This window comes from Massilia sp. Masssp93, from assembly GCF_059491295.1.
Genome location: NZ_CP168502.1, coordinates 2,608,198 through 2,623,336, shown reverse-complemented (window position 1 = coordinate 2,623,336; position 15,139 = coordinate 2,608,198). Strand labels below are relative to the sequence as shown.

At 68.2% G+C, this 15,139-nt stretch carries 15 protein-coding genes; 7 read left to right on the top strand and 8 right to left on the bottom strand.

Annotation, left to right across the window (positions count from 1 at the left end; genetic code table 11):
* The first annotated feature begins 21 nt into the window (after positions 1-21).
* The 3 genes from ACEN9Q_RS10860 to nadC all read left to right on the top strand — a co-directional run bounded on the left by ACEN9Q_RS10860 (position 22) and on the right by nadC (position 3,745).
* Positions 22-1,623: an ABC-F family ATPase gene (locus ACEN9Q_RS10860; protein ID WP_082548207.1), complete on the top strand. Its 1,602-nt coding sequence runs from the start codon at positions 22-24 to the stop codon at positions 1,621-1,623.
* A gap of 107 nt (positions 1,624-1,730) precedes the next feature.
* Positions 1,731-2,873 carry a quinolinate synthase NadA gene (gene nadA, locus ACEN9Q_RS10855; protein ID WP_495628401.1) on the top strand — a complete coding sequence of 381 codons (1,143 nt, stop codon included), beginning with the start codon at positions 1,731-1,733 and terminating at the stop codon, positions 2,871-2,873.
* A complete protein-coding gene (gene nadC / locus ACEN9Q_RS10850; protein ID WP_056446766.1) occupies positions 2,870-3,745 on the top strand; it encodes a carboxylating nicotinate-nucleotide diphosphorylase in 876 nt (291 codons plus the stop codon). The genes nadA and nadC overlap by 4 nt, the downstream gene beginning before the upstream one ends.
* Before the next feature lie 317 nt (positions 3,746-4,062).
* On the opposite strand, the gene ACEN9Q_RS10845 is transcribed toward nadC, so the two are convergent.
* The 6 genes from ACEN9Q_RS10845 to ACEN9Q_RS10820 all read right to left on the bottom strand — a co-directional run bounded on the left by ACEN9Q_RS10845 (position 4,063) and on the right by ACEN9Q_RS10820 (position 11,083).
* Positions 4,063-5,094 (bottom strand): alpha/beta fold hydrolase, encoded by a 1,032-nt coding sequence (locus ACEN9Q_RS10845; protein ID WP_495628400.1) that lies wholly within the window; start codon positions 5,092-5,094, stop codon positions 4,063-4,065.
* Positions 5,091-5,993: an NAD-dependent protein deacetylase gene (locus ACEN9Q_RS10840; protein ID WP_495628399.1), complete on the bottom strand. Its 903-nt coding sequence runs from the start codon at positions 5,991-5,993 to the stop codon at positions 5,091-5,093. Before ACEN9Q_RS10840 ends, ACEN9Q_RS10845 begins: the two co-directional genes overlap by 4 nt.
* Positions 5,994-6,078: 85 nt before the next feature.
* A complete protein-coding gene (locus ACEN9Q_RS10835) occupies positions 6,079-6,987 on the bottom strand; it encodes a DMT family transporter (protein WP_495628398.1) in 909 nt (302 codons plus the stop codon).
* Between the two features lie 8 nt (positions 6,988-6,995).
* On the bottom strand, positions 6,996-8,621 hold the full coding sequence (nadB, locus tag ACEN9Q_RS10830; RefSeq protein WP_056446754.1) for an L-aspartate oxidase: 1,626 nt from the start codon (positions 8,619-8,621) through the stop codon (positions 6,996-6,998).
* A 78-nt stretch (positions 8,622-8,699) separates the two neighbouring features.
* The gene (locus tag ACEN9Q_RS10825; RefSeq protein ID WP_495628397.1) at positions 8,700-9,869 is read right to left on the bottom strand and encodes a glycosyltransferase family 4 protein; all 1,170 of its coding nucleotides are present in this window, start codon (positions 9,867-9,869) and stop codon (positions 8,700-8,702) included.
* Positions 9,869-11,083 carry a glycosyltransferase gene (locus tag ACEN9Q_RS10820; protein WP_495628396.1) on the bottom strand — a complete coding sequence of 405 codons (1,215 nt, stop codon included), beginning with the start codon at positions 11,081-11,083 and terminating at the stop codon, positions 9,869-9,871. Before ACEN9Q_RS10820 ends, ACEN9Q_RS10825 begins: the two co-directional genes overlap by 1 nt.
* Positions 11,084-11,405: 322 nt before the next feature.
* On the opposite strand from ACEN9Q_RS10820, the gene ACEN9Q_RS10815 reads away from it, so the two are divergent.
* From ACEN9Q_RS10815 to ACEN9Q_RS10800, 4 genes are all read left to right on the top strand, one after another.
* A complete protein-coding gene (locus ACEN9Q_RS10815) occupies positions 11,406-11,903 on the top strand; it encodes a pyridoxamine 5'-phosphate oxidase family protein (RefSeq protein WP_495628395.1) in 498 nt (165 codons plus the stop codon).
* 111 nt (positions 11,904-12,014) lie between these two features.
* The gene (pnuC, locus tag ACEN9Q_RS10810) at positions 12,015-12,626 is read left to right on the top strand and encodes a nicotinamide riboside transporter PnuC (RefSeq protein WP_495628394.1); all 612 of its coding nucleotides are present in this window, start codon (positions 12,015-12,017) and stop codon (positions 12,624-12,626) included.
* Positions 12,623-13,909 (top strand): Xaa-Pro dipeptidase, encoded by a 1,287-nt coding sequence (locus ACEN9Q_RS10805; protein ID WP_495628393.1) that lies wholly within the window; start codon positions 12,623-12,625, stop codon positions 13,907-13,909. The genes pnuC and ACEN9Q_RS10805 overlap by 4 nt, the downstream gene beginning before the upstream one ends.
* An 85-nt stretch (positions 13,910-13,994) precedes the next feature.
* Complete coding sequence (locus tag ACEN9Q_RS10800; protein ID WP_056446734.1) at positions 13,995-14,327, top strand: four-helix bundle copper-binding protein; 333 nt, start codon at positions 13,995-13,997, stop codon at positions 14,325-14,327.
* 4 nt (positions 14,328-14,331) lie between these two features.
* On the opposite strand, the gene ACEN9Q_RS10795 is transcribed toward ACEN9Q_RS10800, so the two are convergent.
* Positions 14,332-14,736: a hypothetical protein gene (locus ACEN9Q_RS10795; RefSeq protein ID WP_495628392.1), complete on the bottom strand. Its 405-nt coding sequence runs from the start codon at positions 14,734-14,736 to the stop codon at positions 14,332-14,334.
* Positions 14,737-14,838: 102 nt separating this feature from the next.
* Positions 14,839-15,117, bottom strand: coding sequence for a hypothetical protein (locus ACEN9Q_RS10790; RefSeq protein ID WP_056446728.1), 279 nt, complete (start codon positions 15,115-15,117; stop codon positions 14,839-14,841).
* Positions 15,118-15,139 lie beyond the last annotated feature (22 nt).

Sequence of the window (15,139 nt, the reverse complement as noted above, 5' to 3'; positions counted from 1 at the left end):
CACACGCAATAAGGTTTCCCAGTGCTCAGTACAGCCAACATCACGATGCAGTTCGGCGCCAAGCCGCTGTTCGAAAATATTTCCGTCAAGTTCGGCGACGGCAACCGTTACGGCCTCATCGGCGCGAACGGTTGCGGCAAGTCGACCTTCATGAAGATCCTCGGCGGCGACCTCGAGCCGTCCGGCGGCAACGTCAGCCTCGATACGAACGAGCGCCTCGGCAAGCTCCGCCAGGACCAGTTCGCGTACGAGGACGTGCGCGTGCTCGACGTCGTCATGATGGGCCACACGGAATTGTGGAACGCCATCCGCGAGCGCGACGCCATCTACGCCAATCCGGAAGCGACCGACGACGACTACATGAAAGCGGCCGAACTGGAAGGCAAGGTCGCCGAGTACGACGGCTATTCGGCCGAAGCGCGCGCCGGCGAGCTGCTGCTGGGCCTGGGCATCGGCACCGACCTGCACCAGGGCCCGATGAGCGCCGTCGCGCCGGGCTGGAAGCTGCGCGTGCTGCTGGCGCAGGCCCTGTTCTCGGATCCGGACATCCTGCTGCTGGACGAGCCGACCAACAACCTGGACATCCACACGATCAGCTGGCTGGCGGACATGCTGAACCAGCGTAACTCGACGATGATCATCATCTCGCACGATCGCCACTTCCTGAATTCGGTCTGCACCCACGTCGCCGACATGGACTACGGCACGCTGAAGGTCTACCCGGGCAATTACGACGACTACATGGAAGCGTCGACGCAGGCCCGCAACCAGCAGCTGGCCAACAACGCCAAGGCCAAGGAGAAGGTCGCCGAGTTGCAGGACTTCGTGCGCCGCTTCTCCGCCAACAAGTCGAAGGCCCGCCAGGCGACGTCGCGCGCCAAGCAGATCGAGAAGATCAAGATCGAGGAATTCAAGCCGTCGTCGCGCGCCTATCCGTTCGTGCGCTTCGAAGGCGAGAAGAAGCTGCACCGCCTGGCCGTCGAGACGGAAGGCCTGTCGAAATCCTACGACCGTCAGCTGTTCAAGAATTTCTCGATCATGGTCGAGGCGGGCGAACGCATCGCGATCATCGGCGCCAACGGTGCCGGCAAGACGACCTTGCTGCGCTCGATCGGCAGCGCCCCGATCACCGGTCTCGACGCCGACACCGGCCGCGTGAAATGGGCCGAGAACGCGAACCCGGGCTATATGCCGCAGGATCCGACCGAGGAATTCGCCACCGACCTGAACCTGACCGACTGGATGGGCCAGTGGACGAAGGAAGGCGACGACGACCAGGCCGTACGTTCGATCCTGGGGCGCCTGCTGTTCGGCGGCGACGAGGTCAAGAAGTCGGTGCGCGTGCTGTCCGGCGGCGAGAAGGGCCGCATGATGTACGGCAAGCTGATGCTGGGCCGCCACAACGTGCTGCTGCTCGACGAGCCGACCAACCACATGGACATGGAATCGATCGAGTCGCTGAACATCGCGCTGGACAAGTATGCCGGCACGCTGATCTTCGTTTCGCACGACCGCGAATTCGTGTCGTCGCTGGCGACCCGCATCCTCGAGATCAAGGAAGATGGCGTGATCGACTTCCAGGGCAATTACGAGGATTACCTCAAGAGCCAGGGCCTGGATTGATACGTCAGCGCGCTTGATCGGTGGGCATTGGGTGCCCGCCCTACGTGTCGCGTGCCGTAGGGTGGGCGCCCCGTGCCCACGTTTGTCTCGGAGAGTAGAATCTAGTCATGAATACTATTGCCCCCGTTAAAGTCTTCGAATACGACCGCCCGGTCGGCGGCGTCTGTTCCACCGCCGAGGCCTGGGCCCGCACCCCGTCGCCGCTCGAAGTCGCGGAAAAGACCGCGCTGAAGGACCGCATCCGCCGCCTGCTCAAGGAGCGTGAAGCCGTCCTCGTCGCACACTATTACGTCGATGCCGACCTGCAGGACCTGGCCGAGGAAACGGGCGGCTGCGTGTCGGATTCGCTGGAGATGGCGCGCTTCGGCCGCGACCACCCGGCCAGGACGCTCGTCGTGGCCGGCGTGCGCTTCATGGGCGAAACGGCGAAGATCCTGAGCCCGGAAAAGACGATCCTGATGCCGGACCTGGACGCGACCTGCTCGCTGGACCTCGGCTGTCCGGCCGACGAGTTCGCCGCGTTCTGCGACCAGCATCCGGACCGCACGGTCGTCGTCTACGCGAACACGTCCGCGGCCGTGAAGGCGCGCGCGGACTGGATGGTCACGTCGTCGATCGGCCTGGACATCGTCAAGTCCCTGCACGAGCAGGGCAAGAAGATCCTGTGGGCGCCGGACCGCCACCTGGGTTCGTACATCCAGAAGCAGACGGGCGCCGACATGCTGCTGTGGCAGGGCTCCTGCCTCGTGCACGACGAATTCAAGGGCGTCGAGCTGGACCTGCTGCGCGCCGAGTACCCGCACGCGAAAGTGCTCGTGCACCCCGAGTCCCCGGCCAACGTCGTCGCCCAGGCCGACATCGTCGGCTCGACCACGCAGCTGATCAATGCGGCACAGACGATGGACGCGACGCACTTCATCGTCGCCACCGACAACGGCATCCTGCACAAGATGCGCATGGCCGCGCCCGGCAAGACGCTGATCGAAGCGCCGACGGCCGGCAACAGCGCCACCTGCAAGAGCTGTGCGCACTGCCCGTGGATGGCAATGAACGGCCTGCAGAACCTGGCCGACGTCCTGGAAGCGACGGACGGCAGGAACGAGATCTTCGTCGATCCGGAAACCGGCAGGCAGGCCAGGCGCGCGATCGACCGCATGCTCGACTTCGCCGCCGCCAAGAAGGCGAAGGCCCTGCCGACCGGTGCGCTGGAACAGGAAGCCAAACTTTTCAACGGGATCGGACCTGCATGAGCACACTGCGCAATCCATACGCCGACGAAGGCCGGTTCGACGAGAAACTGCAGGCCGCGTTCGAACAGAACCTGCTGGCCGCGCTGCTGGAAGACGTCGGCAGCGGCGACCTCACCGGCAAGCTCGTGCCGGAAGAACCTCGCGCGCAGGCGCGCGTGCTCGTGCGCGAGCAGGCTGTCCTGTGCGGCGCGCCCTGGTTCGAGGGCATCATGCTGGCCGTCGACCAGGACATCGAGATCGACTGGCGCTATGCCGAAGGCGATGTGATGGCGGCCGACAGCATCGTCTGCACGATGACGGGCTCGCCGCGTTCGCTGCTGACGGCGGAGCGCGCGGCGCTGAACTTCCTGCAGCTGCTGTCCGGCGTCGCGACGGCCACGCGCACCTATGTGGACGTCGTCGCCGGCACGAAAGCCAGGATCCTCGACACGCGCAAGACGCTGCCGGGCCTGCGGCTGGCGCAGAAATACGCGGTGCGCGTCGGCGGCGGCGCGAACCAGCGCATGGCGCTGTACGACGGCATCCTGATCAAGGAAAACCACATCGCGGCCGCGGGCGGCATCACGCCGGCGCTGCGGGCGGCCGCCGCGCTGGATGCGGGCGTGTCGATCCAGGTCGAGGTCGAGTCGATCGCCGAGCTGGAGGAGGCGCTCGTCGCGGGCGCCAAATCCGTGCTGCTCGACAATTTCGACCTGGGCATGATGCGTGACGCGGTCCGCATCAACGCAGGGCGCGCGCTGCTGGAAGCGTCCGGCGGCATCAACCTGGAGACGGTGCGGGCGATCGCGGAGACGGGCGTCGACCGCATTTCGATCGGCAGCCTCACGAAGGATGTGAAGGCGACCGATTACTCGCTGCGGATCGTCGGCTGACCGTCTTACGCCGCACCAGAACACCGTCGTTCCCGCGGAGGCGGGAACCCAATTTCCCGTGATGCGCCACTGAAATTAGGCTCCCGCCTGCGCGGGAGCGACGGCTCGGTTGCGTCAAGTTCCTTACGTTCCACTCGCGCCGGGGCTCACGCTGCATCAAAACGGCGTCATTCCCGCGCAGGCGGGAACCCAATTTTCCGTGATGCACCACAGAAATTAAGCTCGCGCCTGCGCGGGAGCGACGGGTATTTCATGATGCGCCACCGAAATCGCGCTCCCGCCTGCGCGCGATCGACGGTCATTGTGCGTCTAGCCCCTTACGTCCCGCTCTCGCTGGCCCTGGCCAGCGCCTCCGCTTGCGGATTGCGCCGATAGACGGATTCCCCCACCCGCGCCGCGATCCCGTCGACGGCCGCCAGCACCTTGTCCGGATGCGCGTAATGCGTCATGTGGCCGACACCCGGCTGCAGTTGCAGCTCGCTGTCCGGCAGGCGCTCGTCCAGGCGCTCGGAGTTGTGGCCGAAATCGACGATCTTGTCCTGCGTGCCGGCCATGATCACCGCCGGCACCTTCAGTTCCGGATAGCGCTTGGCCAGCGCGACCGCCGCCGGCACCATCATCACGGTCTCGGCGGCGCTGGCGCGCAGCTGGCTCGGCCGCAGCAGCATCCATACCGGCAATTCGCGGAAACGCGTGTCGACCGCTTGTGGCGAGAACACCCGTTTCGTCAACGGCCGCCACAGCATGCGCGTGATGAGCGGCGACACGGTATAGCGCATGAGGTCGCCCACGAGCGGGATGGCGGGCCCGGACAGCAGCGGCACGTCCGCGCGCAGGCTCGGGTAGTAATAGCCCGACAGCAGGACGAGGCCACGCACGAAGTCCGGCACCTCCAGCGCCATCGACAGCGCGACCAGCGTCCCCCACGAGTGACCGAGGACGATGGCCGAATCGACGCCGATTTCCTGGAGCGCGTGATGCAGCAGGCGCGCCTGGGCCTGCGGCGTCCACACCTTGCCGCGCGGCCGTTCGCTGTAGCCGAAGCCCGGGCGGTCGAACGCGATCACGCGGTAGTGCTCGGCCGCCTTGTCCATCAGGCCACTGGTCTGGAAATCGCTGGCAAGTACGCCATTCCCATGCAGCAGCACGAGTACGGGGCCGCTGCCGCGCTCCACATAGTGCAGGCGCACGCCGTCGGCTTTCACGAAACGGCCCTGGGGCGGATTCTCCGCTTCGGCCTGCTTCGTTTTGGAACGTACATAAAAATAGGATGCCGCAAGGCCAAGGCCGGCCAGCATGGCGCCGGCCTGCCAGGGCTTGATCGGCGTGCTGCGCAAAGTTGTCGTCACAGTATTCCCCCGTCGAGTGGTATGGATGGTGTGTCTCTTCCAGTGTGTTCCGAACCCTTGGTGAGCAGTTCCAGCGCGAGCGGCAGCACGCGCTCGGCCGTTTCCTCGATCTTGATGTCGAGCAGGTCATCGGCGCGCGTGCGGCCGAGGTTGATGGCGGCGATCGGTTTGCCCGCGGCGTGAGCCATGCGGCAGAAGCGGAAGCCCGAGTAGACCATCAGCGACGATCCCACGACAAGCAGCGCATCGGCGCGCTCCATCTGTGCGAGCGCGATGGCCGTGCGTGCCGGCGGTACGTTATCGCCAAAGAACACGACATTCGGCATCAAGGTGCCGCCGCAGCACGTACAGTAAGGCAGGCGAAAATCGGCCAGCGCCGCCGGCTCGACGGACGCATCGCCGTCCGGCAGCGGCGTCGCGTTCGCGCCCGCCATCTGCGGATTGAATTCTTCCAGCTGTCCCTGCACGAACGCGCGCGGGAACACCGCCGAACAGTCAAGGCACACGACCGTGTGGATATTGCCGTGCAATTCCAGCACGCCGTGACTGCCGGCCTGGCCGTGCAGGCCGTCGACGTTCTGCGTCAGCACGGAACCGATCCGTGCCAGCCGCTCCAGCCCGGCGATCGCCCGGTGGCCGTGATTGGGCCTGGCCTGCGCGAGCACGGGCCAGCCGATCATGCTGCGCGCCCAGTAGCGCCGCTGCACGGCGTCGGATTTGCGGAAATCCGGACCGTGGATGGGCGGCTTGCCGCGCCGGGCGCCGTCGCGGTCGCGGTAATCGGGAATGCCGGATGCGGTCGACAGCCCCGCGCCCGTCAGCACGAGGGCGCGCGGATGCCGGTCGAGAAATGCGGCGATCCGCGCCGCGTGGTCGTGGATGGTGAATGCTTCGGCCATCGATGTGCTCCTTCCGCATGGGATCGTAACATTACCGATGCCCCGACGAAAACACGATTCCCGCCGCCATCGCCGCGGCCACGTATCAACGCTTGGCGGACACGACGATGCCGCCGACGATCAGCAGGAATGCGAGCACGTGATAGGCATGCGGCAGCTCGCCCAGGAAGGCTGACGACAGCAGCGCCGTGAACAGCGGCGTCAGGTTGACGAAGAACGCGCCGATGCCGGGTCCGGCGCGGCGGATGCCGGCGCCCCACAGCGCGAACGCCAGCACGGCCGGACCCACGGCGACGAACAGCAGCGCGGCCGCGACGGGCCAGCTCCACGCGATGGCGTGCGCGCCCAGTCCCCATTCGGCGCCGGCAAAGGCGCCCGACCACAGCAGGCCGAAGCCGACCTGCGTGCCGAGGAACGCCGCCCAGTCGGCGCGGAGCAGCGGCTCGTCCTGCGGCTGCAGCAGCATCCAGCTGTAGAACGACCACGCGATCGTCGCGAGGATCATGTACAGGTCGCCGGCGACGAGGCGCAGGGCCAGCAACTGACCGACGTCGCCACGGCACAGCACGACGAGCACGCCGGCGATCGACAGCAATGCCCCGGCGACCTGGCGCGTCCGCACGGCCATGCCGTAGAACAGCCGGCCGACGAGCATCATCCAGACAGGCATCCCGGACGCGACGAGGGTCACGTTGATGGGCGTCGAGCTTTGCAGCGCCAGGTATTGCAGCGAGTTGTACATGCCGATGCCGAGCAGGCCCAGCAAGGCATACCGGCGCCAGCGGAACCGGATGGCGGCCAGTACGCCGGCCTGGCGCAAGGTTTCCCAGCCCAGCGGCAGCAGCACGACCAGCGCGATCGTCCAGCGCAGCAGGTTCAGCGTCATCGGCGGGACGGCCGTGCGCACCAGCCGTCCGACGATGGCGTTGCCGGCCCACAGCAGCGGCGGGACGGTCAGCAGCAGGGCGGTGGACGGCGTCAGCTTCTGGTTCATCAACCCGGTCAGCGGCGGCGCGGCGTCAGCACGCTGGGCAGGGCCTTGGGCAGCGTGTCCGGATAATCGCGGGAATAATGCAGGCCCCGGCTCTCGCGGCGCGACAGCGCGCTGCGCACGATCAGCTCCGCCACTTCGACGAGGTTGCGCAGCTCCAGCAGGTCGTTCGAGACGCGGAAGTTGCGGTAGTACTCGTCGATCTCTTCCTTCAGCAGCTTGATGCGGTGCTTCGCGCGTTCCAGGCGCTTGGTCGTGCGCACGATGCCGACGTAGTTCCACATGAAGCGGCGCAGCTCGTCCCAGTTGTGGGCGATGACCACTTCCTCGTCCGCGTTCGTCACGCGGCTCTCGTCCCACGCGGGCAGCGGCGGCAGGTCGACGGGCGGCGCCGCGGCGATCTGGTGCGCGCAGGCGCGGCCCACGACGAGGCATTCCAGCAGCGAATTGCTGGCCAGGCGGTTGGCGCCGTGCAGGCCCGTGTACGCCGTCTCGCCGACCGCGTACAGGCCCGGGATGTCGGTGCGGCCCGCCATGTCCGTCACGACGCCGCCGCACGTGAAGTGCACGGCCGGCACGACGGGGATCGGTTCCTTCGTGATGTCGATGCCGAGTTCGAGGCAGCGCGCGTAGATCGTCGGGAAGTGTTCCTTGATGAATTCCGGGCTCTGGTGCGTGATGTCGAGGTGCACGTAGTCGAGGCCGCGCTTCTTCATCTCGAAGTCGATGGCGCGCGCCACGACGTCGCGCGGGGCCAGCTCGCCCCGTTCGTCGTGCGCCGGCATGAAGCGGGTGCCGGCGGCCGGACCCGCCTCGGGCGGCAGCTTGAGCAGGCCGCCTTCGCCGCGCACGGCTTCGGTGATCAGGAACGATTTCGCGAACGGGTGGTACAGGCAGGTCGGGTGGAACTGGATGAATTCCATGTTCGACACGCGGCAGCCGGCACGCCAGGCCATCGCGATGCCGTCGCCGGTCGCCGTGTCGGGATTCGTCGTGTACAGGTAGACCTTGCCGGCGCCGCCCGTGGCCAGCACCGTGTGTTCCGCTTCGCAGGTCAGCACCTTGCCGCTTTTTTCGTCCTGCACGTACAGGCCGTGGCAGCGCGGCTGGCCGACGAGGGCCGGGCCCGCGTGGACGCCGCCCGGCTGCAGCTTGTCCGACGTGATCACGTCGATCGCGCAATGGTGTTCGAACAGGGTGATGTTCGGATGCGCGCGCACCTTCTGTTCCAGGGTCACCTGCACGGCGTGGCCGGTGGCGTCGGCCGCGTGGATGATGCGGCGCTGGCTGTGGCCGCCCTCGCGGGTCAGGTGGAAGCCCAGTTCCGCGGTCTCGTCGCGGGTAAAGGGCACGCCTTGTTCGATCAGCCACTCGATCGCTTCGCGACCGTGCTCGACGATGTAGCGGGTGGCCGCTTCGTCGCACAGGCCCGCGCCGGCGACGAGCGTGTCGGCGATATGCTGGTCATGGCTGTCGCCGGAATCCAGCACGGCGGCGATGCCACCCTGGGCCCAGTTGCTGGCGCCGTCGAGCAGTTCGCGCTTGGAGATGATGGCGACCTTGCGGGTCTGCGCCAAATGAAGGGCGACCGACAGGCCGGCCAGGCCGCTGCCGACGATGGCTACGTCAAATTTCATCGCGTTCTCTTGGTTTTTCTTTTGTACAGAGGCATCACTATAGACGATTTGGCGTGGACATGTGGGAGAGGGCGATGTTCAGCATCCATCCCGGCCGCCCCGTACGTCGGCGAGAACGGATGCGTACAACCGGCGGTAACGCGCCGCCGCCGCCGCCCAGTTGTGCGTGGCCGCGATGCATTGCGCGGCCGCCTGTCCGAGCGGGCGCAGCCGATACGTCCCGTCGAGCAGGCGCGCCAGCACGTCCGCGAGCGCCTGCCGGCTGCCGGCCGCGAACAGCATCCCGCTGTGCCCGTGCACGAGCAGGTCGCGGTGGCACGGGATGTCCGACGCGACGACGGCACACCCCTGGGCCATCGCATTGAGCAGGTGGCGCGAGGGCGCCAGCGTTCCGCTTCCCGCCAGCGCGGGGAATACGGCGATGTCGGCCCGCGCCAGGACGTCGGCGGCGCGGCGGGCGGGCAGCCGTCCCGTGACGCGCACATACCCGTTCAATCCGGCCGCCGCGATCCGCGTGTCGAGCGCCTCCATGCCGGCGCCCCCGCCGGCGACGAGCAGGCGCAGCGTCGGACGATTGCGGCGCAGGTCGCGCAGCGCGGCCAGCAGCAGGTCGAGGCCGGCCGCGCTATCGAGGTCGCCGGCATAGGCGAGCAGCGGCGCATCCAGCGTGTCGAACGGCCGCGCCACGCAACCGGACGCGGCCATCACGTCGGCCGCCGGCGGCAGGATCGCGATGCGGCGCGGGCGGATGCCGCCGGCCCGCAGCGCCGCGCGCATTTCGACGCTGGGCGCGGCCAGCGCATCGGCCCGGGCGCAGACGAAGCGGTCGAACGGCCGGCTGCCGCCGCCCGCGGCGGCGCGGCGGTCCGCATCGACGACGAACGGCAAGCGGCCCAGCCGCGCCACGGGCCAGGCGGCCGATGCGTGCACGCTCGGCGCATGGACGTGGATCAGGTCGGGCCGGGTGAGCCGCGTGATCCGGCGCAGGCGCAGGGCCAGCGCCGCGCCGTTCGCCACGTCCGGGCAGCAGCGCAGCAGCCACCGCGGCGTCTGCGGCGCCGGCGTACGGTACAGGTGCCACGCGTGATGGGGCCAGGCGTCCCGGTCATCGGCGGCGCACGCGCCCGCGGCGCTCAGGTGCACGGTCTGCACGCCCTGCGCGCGCAACGCCGCCAGCAGGGCTTGTGTGCGCAGGGCGTAATCCGTCGGGCGCGCGCACGCCGCGTCGAGCACATGCAGGACACGCATCAGCGCACTCGTCGCAGGCTGTCCGCCGGTTCGCTGCGCGTGAGGGCATCGTAGACGGCCAGGTAGTCGCGCGCCATCGCCGGCATGCTGTGGCGGGCGATGATCTGGGTGCGGGCCCGCGCGCCGTGGCGCGTCGCCATGGCGGGGATGCGGCAGTAATCGGCGACCGCCGACGCCAATAGCTCCGTCGACATCGGCGGCACGAGGATGCCCGTGAAACCGGGATGCACCAGTTCCGTGTTGCCGCCGACGGCGGAGGCCACGACCGGCAGGCCCGTCGCCATCGCCTGCAGGATCGTGTTGGAGCGGTCTTCGGCCAGCGAAGGCAGCACGAACAGGTCCATCGCGCGCAGCAGTTGCGGGACGTCGGCACGGGCGCCCGGCAGCCACGCGCGCGCGGCCGCGCCGGCCCGGTGCAGCAGCGCCTGGCATTCGGTGCGCGCCGGCCCGTCGCCGACGAGCAGCAGGCGCAACCGCTGGTGCGCCGGGTGCGGCGACGCGATCAGGCGCAGGAAGGCTTCGACCAGCGTCGTGTGGTTGCCGGCGTCGTCCATCCGGCCGACGCTGCCGACGACGAAGACGCCGTCATGCATGAAGCCGGGCGGGCCGACGACGGCCGGGGGCCCGAGCCGCGGATGGAATTGCACGCTGTCGACACCGTTCGCGATCTGCGACACGCGCGCCGGCTCCGCGCCCACGGATTCGATGAGCCATTGTTCGAGGTCGCCGCTGACGGCGATGAAATGGTCGATCAGCGGACACAGCATGCGGCGCAGCACGCGTGCGGCGAGCCCGGCCGACCGGCCGGCGCCTGCCGCCGCGCGTCCATGTTCGGCATGCACGCGCAGCTTGACGCCGGCCAGCGCTGCGACGAGCTGGGCCGGCAGGCCGGTGCCGTTGCGCGTGTGGATCAGGTCGGGCCGCAATGCCCGCAGCACGCCGAACATGCGCAGGTAATGGAGCGGATCGCGCCCGGCGCGCTTGTGCAGGTTGACGATCTCGACGCCGTGTTCGCGCATGCCGCCCTCGTCGCCGCCGCGGTCGTGCAGGCAGACGATGGCGTGGCGATAGCGCTCGGGCGGCAGATGGCGGATGAGGTTCAGCAGGCCGTTTTCCGTCTGCGCCGTGTCGAGCGCGTCGACCACGTGCACGACGAGGCGCGGGCGCGCGACCGGTTCGCACAGGGACAACGCGCGCGGGTGCTGGGCGCCCATACGGCCCCGCGTCAGCGCTCGGCCCGGCCGTTGCCGATGCGGCCAGGGGTTCGTGCATGGCGGTCGATATGCTTCATGGCGGCAGCTCCACGCTCGTTGACGGGCGCGCCGGACCGGTGCCCCGGTCGACGCTGAGCTCATTATATTGCGCTGCAACGGGGCGTTTTTTTCGCTTTCCGGCGCCGTTGACTGGTCTCAAGAAAGCGCCGAATACGTGCAGCAACCGCGATCCGGACTTGTCCAACCGGGTGTGTACGCCGCCGCACCGAACGCCGGCCAGGCGCACGCTAGGATGGCGCTTCCACCCGCACGAGGACCCACCATGAGCACACACGACACCAAAGACATCGCCGACCTGAAATCGAAGATCCGGGAAGTCCGCTTCCCGATGTTCACGTGGCAGGACGAGCATGGCCACCTGCTGAGCCAGCCAATGACGCAGGAAGAGGTCGACGACGGCGGCGGCGTCTGGTTCTTCACCTCCACGCAGACCGCGCTGTGGGACTGCATCGCGCACCGGCCCCAGGTCAACCTGTCGTTCGCGAAATCGGAAGACAGCCTGTTCGTCTCCGTCAGCGGGCTCGCGGAGCGCGTCGTCGACCGCGAACGCATCCGCGCGATGTGGAACGCGGGCGTGCAGGCGTGGTTCCCGGCCGGCCCGGACGACGAGCACGCCGTGCTGATCCGCGTCGAGCCGCACTCGGCCGAATACTGGGATTCGAACGACAGCAAGATGGTGCGCCTGTTCGCGGTCGCGAAGGCTGCCATGACGGGCACCCGGCCGGACCTGGATGCGGAGCACCGTACGCTGAAACTGTAAGGCTCCGCGGCGCGCTGAACATTCCTCTCTTGCAATAATCGGACGGGCTGGCGTACAGTACACGCTTCTTCGGGGAGCGTGGATGAAACTGGACGGGCAGGGCGGGGCGCGATGACAGGGCCGCTGGAACTGGCGGCGAACGGCCTCACCGCCGTGGCCATCCTGCTGGCCGGCCGCAACAACGTCCACACGTGGTGGACGGGCATCGTCGGCTGCACGCTGTTCGCCATCCTGTTCGCCCAGAACCGGCTGTATGCGGACGTCGCCCTGCAGGTCTTCTTCGTCGCGACCAGCGTCGCCGGCTGGTGGAAATGGGCGCGCGGCGACCACGGCGACCCGCTGCCGATCACGCACGCCAGCGCCACGAACCTGGCATGGACCGTGCCGCTGGGCGTGGCCGCCACGGCCGGCTACGGCGTGCTGCTGCACTTCACGACGAACGCGTACGCGCCCTTCCTCGATTCGGCCGTGCTCGTCTTTTCCGTCATCGGCCAGATCCTCATGATGCAGCGCCGGGTCGAGAACTGGGCGTTCTGGCTGCTCGTGAACAGCATTGCCGCGCCCCTGTATCTGAGCCGCGGCCTCGTCCTGACGGCCGTGCTGTACGCCGGCTTCTGGGTCAACGCCATCGTCTCCTGGCGCAACTGGTACCGACTGGCCGCGCGACATGTGGCGGTGGCGTCCGCCAGACATGCGCACACTTACGAAAGTTCTCAACCATGAACAAGAAATCGCTCGCGGCCGCGGTGGCCATGCTCGCCTTCACGTATTCCGCCGCCGGCGCCGACCAGGTCGTCGCCATCCGCGCCGGCAGGCTGGTCGACGTCGTGGGCGGCAAGGTGCTGACCGACCAGACCATCCTCGTTAGCGGCGAACGCATCACGGCCGTGGGTCCGGCCGCCGCCACGACAGTGCCGGCCGGCGCCAGGGTGATCGACCTGTCGCACGAGACCGTGCTGCCGGGCCTGATCGACGCGCACGTGCACCTGACGGGCGACCCGAACCTGCACGGCTACCGTTCGCTGGGCGTATCCGACATCCGCGCCGCCATGTACGGCGCCTACGCGGCGCGGCGCACGCTGGAGGCCGGCTTCACGGCCGTGCGCAACGTCGGGGCCAGCGGCTTCGGCGACGTGGCGCTGCGCGATGCCATCAATGACGGCGAACTGCCGGGCCCGCGCATGCGCGTGGCCGGCTACGCCATCGGCATCCAGGGCGGCCACTGCGACAACAACCTGCTGCCGCACGATTTCCATTATGTCGAGAATGGCGTGGCCGACGGCCCGTGGGCGGGGCGCGCCAAGGTGCGCGAGATGGCGAAGTACGGCGCCGACACCATCAAGATCTGCGCGTCCGGCGGCGTGCTCTCGAAGGGCGACGAGGCGGGCGCCCAGCAGTTGACGCTGGAAGAAATGAAGGCCATCGTCGAGGAAGCGCACAAGCTCGGGCGCCGCGTGGCCGCCCACGCGCACGGCGCGAGCAGCATCCGCGACGCGATCCTGGCCGGCGTCGACTCGGTCGAGCACGCGAGCCTGATCGACGACGAAGGCATCCGCCTGGCACGCGAAAAAGGGACCTACCTCGTGATGGACATCTATAACGACGACTTCATCCTGCAGGAAGGCGCCAGGGCCGGCATGCTGCCGGAATCGCTGGAGAAGGAACGCATGGTCGGGCAACTGCAGCGCGACAACTTCCGCAAGGCGTTCAAGGCCGGCATCAAGATGGCGTTCGGGACCGACGCAGGCGTGTATCCGCACGGCGATAACGCGAAACAGTTCCATTACATGGTCAAGTACGGCATGACGCCCATGCAGGCGATCCAGGCCGCCACGATCAACGGCGCCGACCTGCTGGGCTGGAAGGACCGCATCGGTTCGCTCACGCCGGGCAAGTATGCGGACGTCGTCGCCGTCAGCGGCGATCCGCTGGCGGACCCGGCCGAACTCACGCGCGTGAACTTCGTCATGAAGGGTGGCGCCGTCATCCGGAGCAGCACGCCATAATATGCGGGGCGGCAGGCCGGGAGACACCGGCCGCGGCCTTCATCGGGATGTCCGGGACACGTCACCAATCCACCGAGGAGGAACGATGTCTTACGACGATTTCAAAGCCTGTATCGAGGCCTGCAACGCGTGCGCGGCCGCCTGCGACCGCTGTTCGACCGCCTGTCTGCAGGAAGACGACGTCAAGATGATGGCGCGCTGCATCGCGCTCGACATGGACTGCGCCCAGATCTGCCGGACGGCAGCCGCCTTCATGGCGCGCGGCAGCGACCTCGCGCGCGACCTGTGCCGGCTGTGCGCGAACGTGTGCGCGGCCTGCGGCGATGAATGCGGCAAGCATCCGATGGACCATTGCCAGGCCTGCGCGCAGGCATGCCGCGCGTGCGCGGACGCCTGCCGGCGCATGGCGGGCGCCTGACCGGTCAATCGCGGCGCGGCGCCAGGTCGGCCTCGGTCTGGTTGCCGCCGGTTTCCGGCGCGCCCAGTCCGGTCGAACCGGGGCTGGCCTGGCGGCTGCGGGTGTACTGGTAGCCGCGGTTGATGGCCGTCGCGGCCGTGCCAGCGCCTTCGGCCTCGTCATGGGGGCCGCCCTGGCGGCTGCCCGCCGCGCCGGACTGGCTGGCGCCGCGTGACGACGGCGCTTCTTCCTCCGGCCGCGGCTTCGTCAGCGCACGGCCGCCGCTGCCGCCCGTTTCCGCCATCGTCTCGTGGGTGGGCGTACTGCCCTGTTCGCCGCTCGTCGCGTTGCCGACGCCGATCGTCGCCGACTGCTCGTTCTGCTGGTCCTTGCCGGCGCCGTCGCCCGGATTCGTCGTGTGTGCGTTCATACCGCCTCCCTGTGCGTAGCTCGATGAACGATTGTTGCCGCGCGCAGGCGAGCCGTCTGTCGGCAGGCGCTGCGTGCGCGTATAGGATGCCGGCTCAGCCGGTCAGACCGGGATCTCGGACGTGCCGCCGCCCACGCTGCCGAACGCCTGCAACTGCTCGAGCGACAGGCGGCGGTCGTTGAGGGCGGCGAGGATGGCCTGCAATTGCTCCGGATCGGGCTGGATGTAGACGATGCGCTGCTCGACCTCGTCATCCCAGCAGCGCGTGTAGGGCACGTCGGTCTCGGCCATGATCTTCGCGTCGAAGCTGCCGTCGCGCAGTTCGCCGAACAAAGTGACCCGGGTCGTGTCGGCTGTCGTGTTTTTCACCGTGATGTTCATGCATGCTCCTTTCGAGTCGGAC

Excerpts from the sequence above, each read along its gene's own strand:
- nadA (WP_495628401.1), top strand. The coding sequence starts at position 1,731 with ATGAATACTATTGCCCCCGTTAAAGTCTTCGAATACGACCGCCCGGTC.
- nadC (WP_056446766.1), top strand. The coding sequence starts at position 2,870 with ATGAGCACACTGCGCAATCCATACGCCGACGAAGGCCGGTTCGACGAG.
- ACEN9Q_RS10840 (WP_495628399.1), bottom strand. The coding sequence starts at position 5,993 with ATGGCCGAAGCATTCACCATCCACGACCACGCGGCGCGGATCGCCGCA.
- ACEN9Q_RS10835 (WP_495628398.1), bottom strand. The coding sequence starts at position 6,987 with ATGAACCAGAAGCTGACGCCGTCCACCGCCCTGCTGCTGACCGTCCCG.
- nadB (WP_056446754.1), bottom strand. The coding sequence starts at position 8,621 with ATGAAATTTGACGTAGCCATCGTCGGCAGCGGCCTGGCCGGCCTGTCG.
- ACEN9Q_RS10825 (WP_495628397.1), bottom strand. The coding sequence starts at position 9,869 with ATGCGTGTCCTGCATGTGCTCGACGCGGCGTGCGCGCGCCCGACGGAT.
- ACEN9Q_RS10820 (WP_495628396.1), bottom strand. The coding sequence starts at position 11,083 with ATGGGCGCCCAGCACCCGCGCGCGTTGTCCCTGTGCGAACCGGTCGCG.
- ACEN9Q_RS10815 (WP_495628395.1), top strand. The coding sequence starts at position 11,406 with ATGAGCACACACGACACCAAAGACATCGCCGACCTGAAATCGAAGATC.
- pnuC (WP_495628394.1), top strand. The coding sequence starts at position 12,015 with ATGACAGGGCCGCTGGAACTGGCGGCGAACGGCCTCACCGCCGTGGCC.
- ACEN9Q_RS10805 (WP_495628393.1), top strand. The coding sequence starts at position 12,623 with ATGAACAAGAAATCGCTCGCGGCCGCGGTGGCCATGCTCGCCTTCACG.
- ACEN9Q_RS10800 (WP_056446734.1), top strand. The coding sequence starts at position 13,995 with ATGTCTTACGACGATTTCAAAGCCTGTATCGAGGCCTGCAACGCGTGC.
- ACEN9Q_RS10795 (WP_495628392.1), bottom strand. The coding sequence starts at position 14,736 with ATGAACGCACACACGACGAATCCGGGCGACGGCGCCGGCAAGGACCAG.
- ACEN9Q_RS10790 (WP_056446728.1), bottom strand. The coding sequence starts at position 15,117 with ATGAACATCACGGTGAAAAACACGACAGCCGACACGACCCGGGTCACT.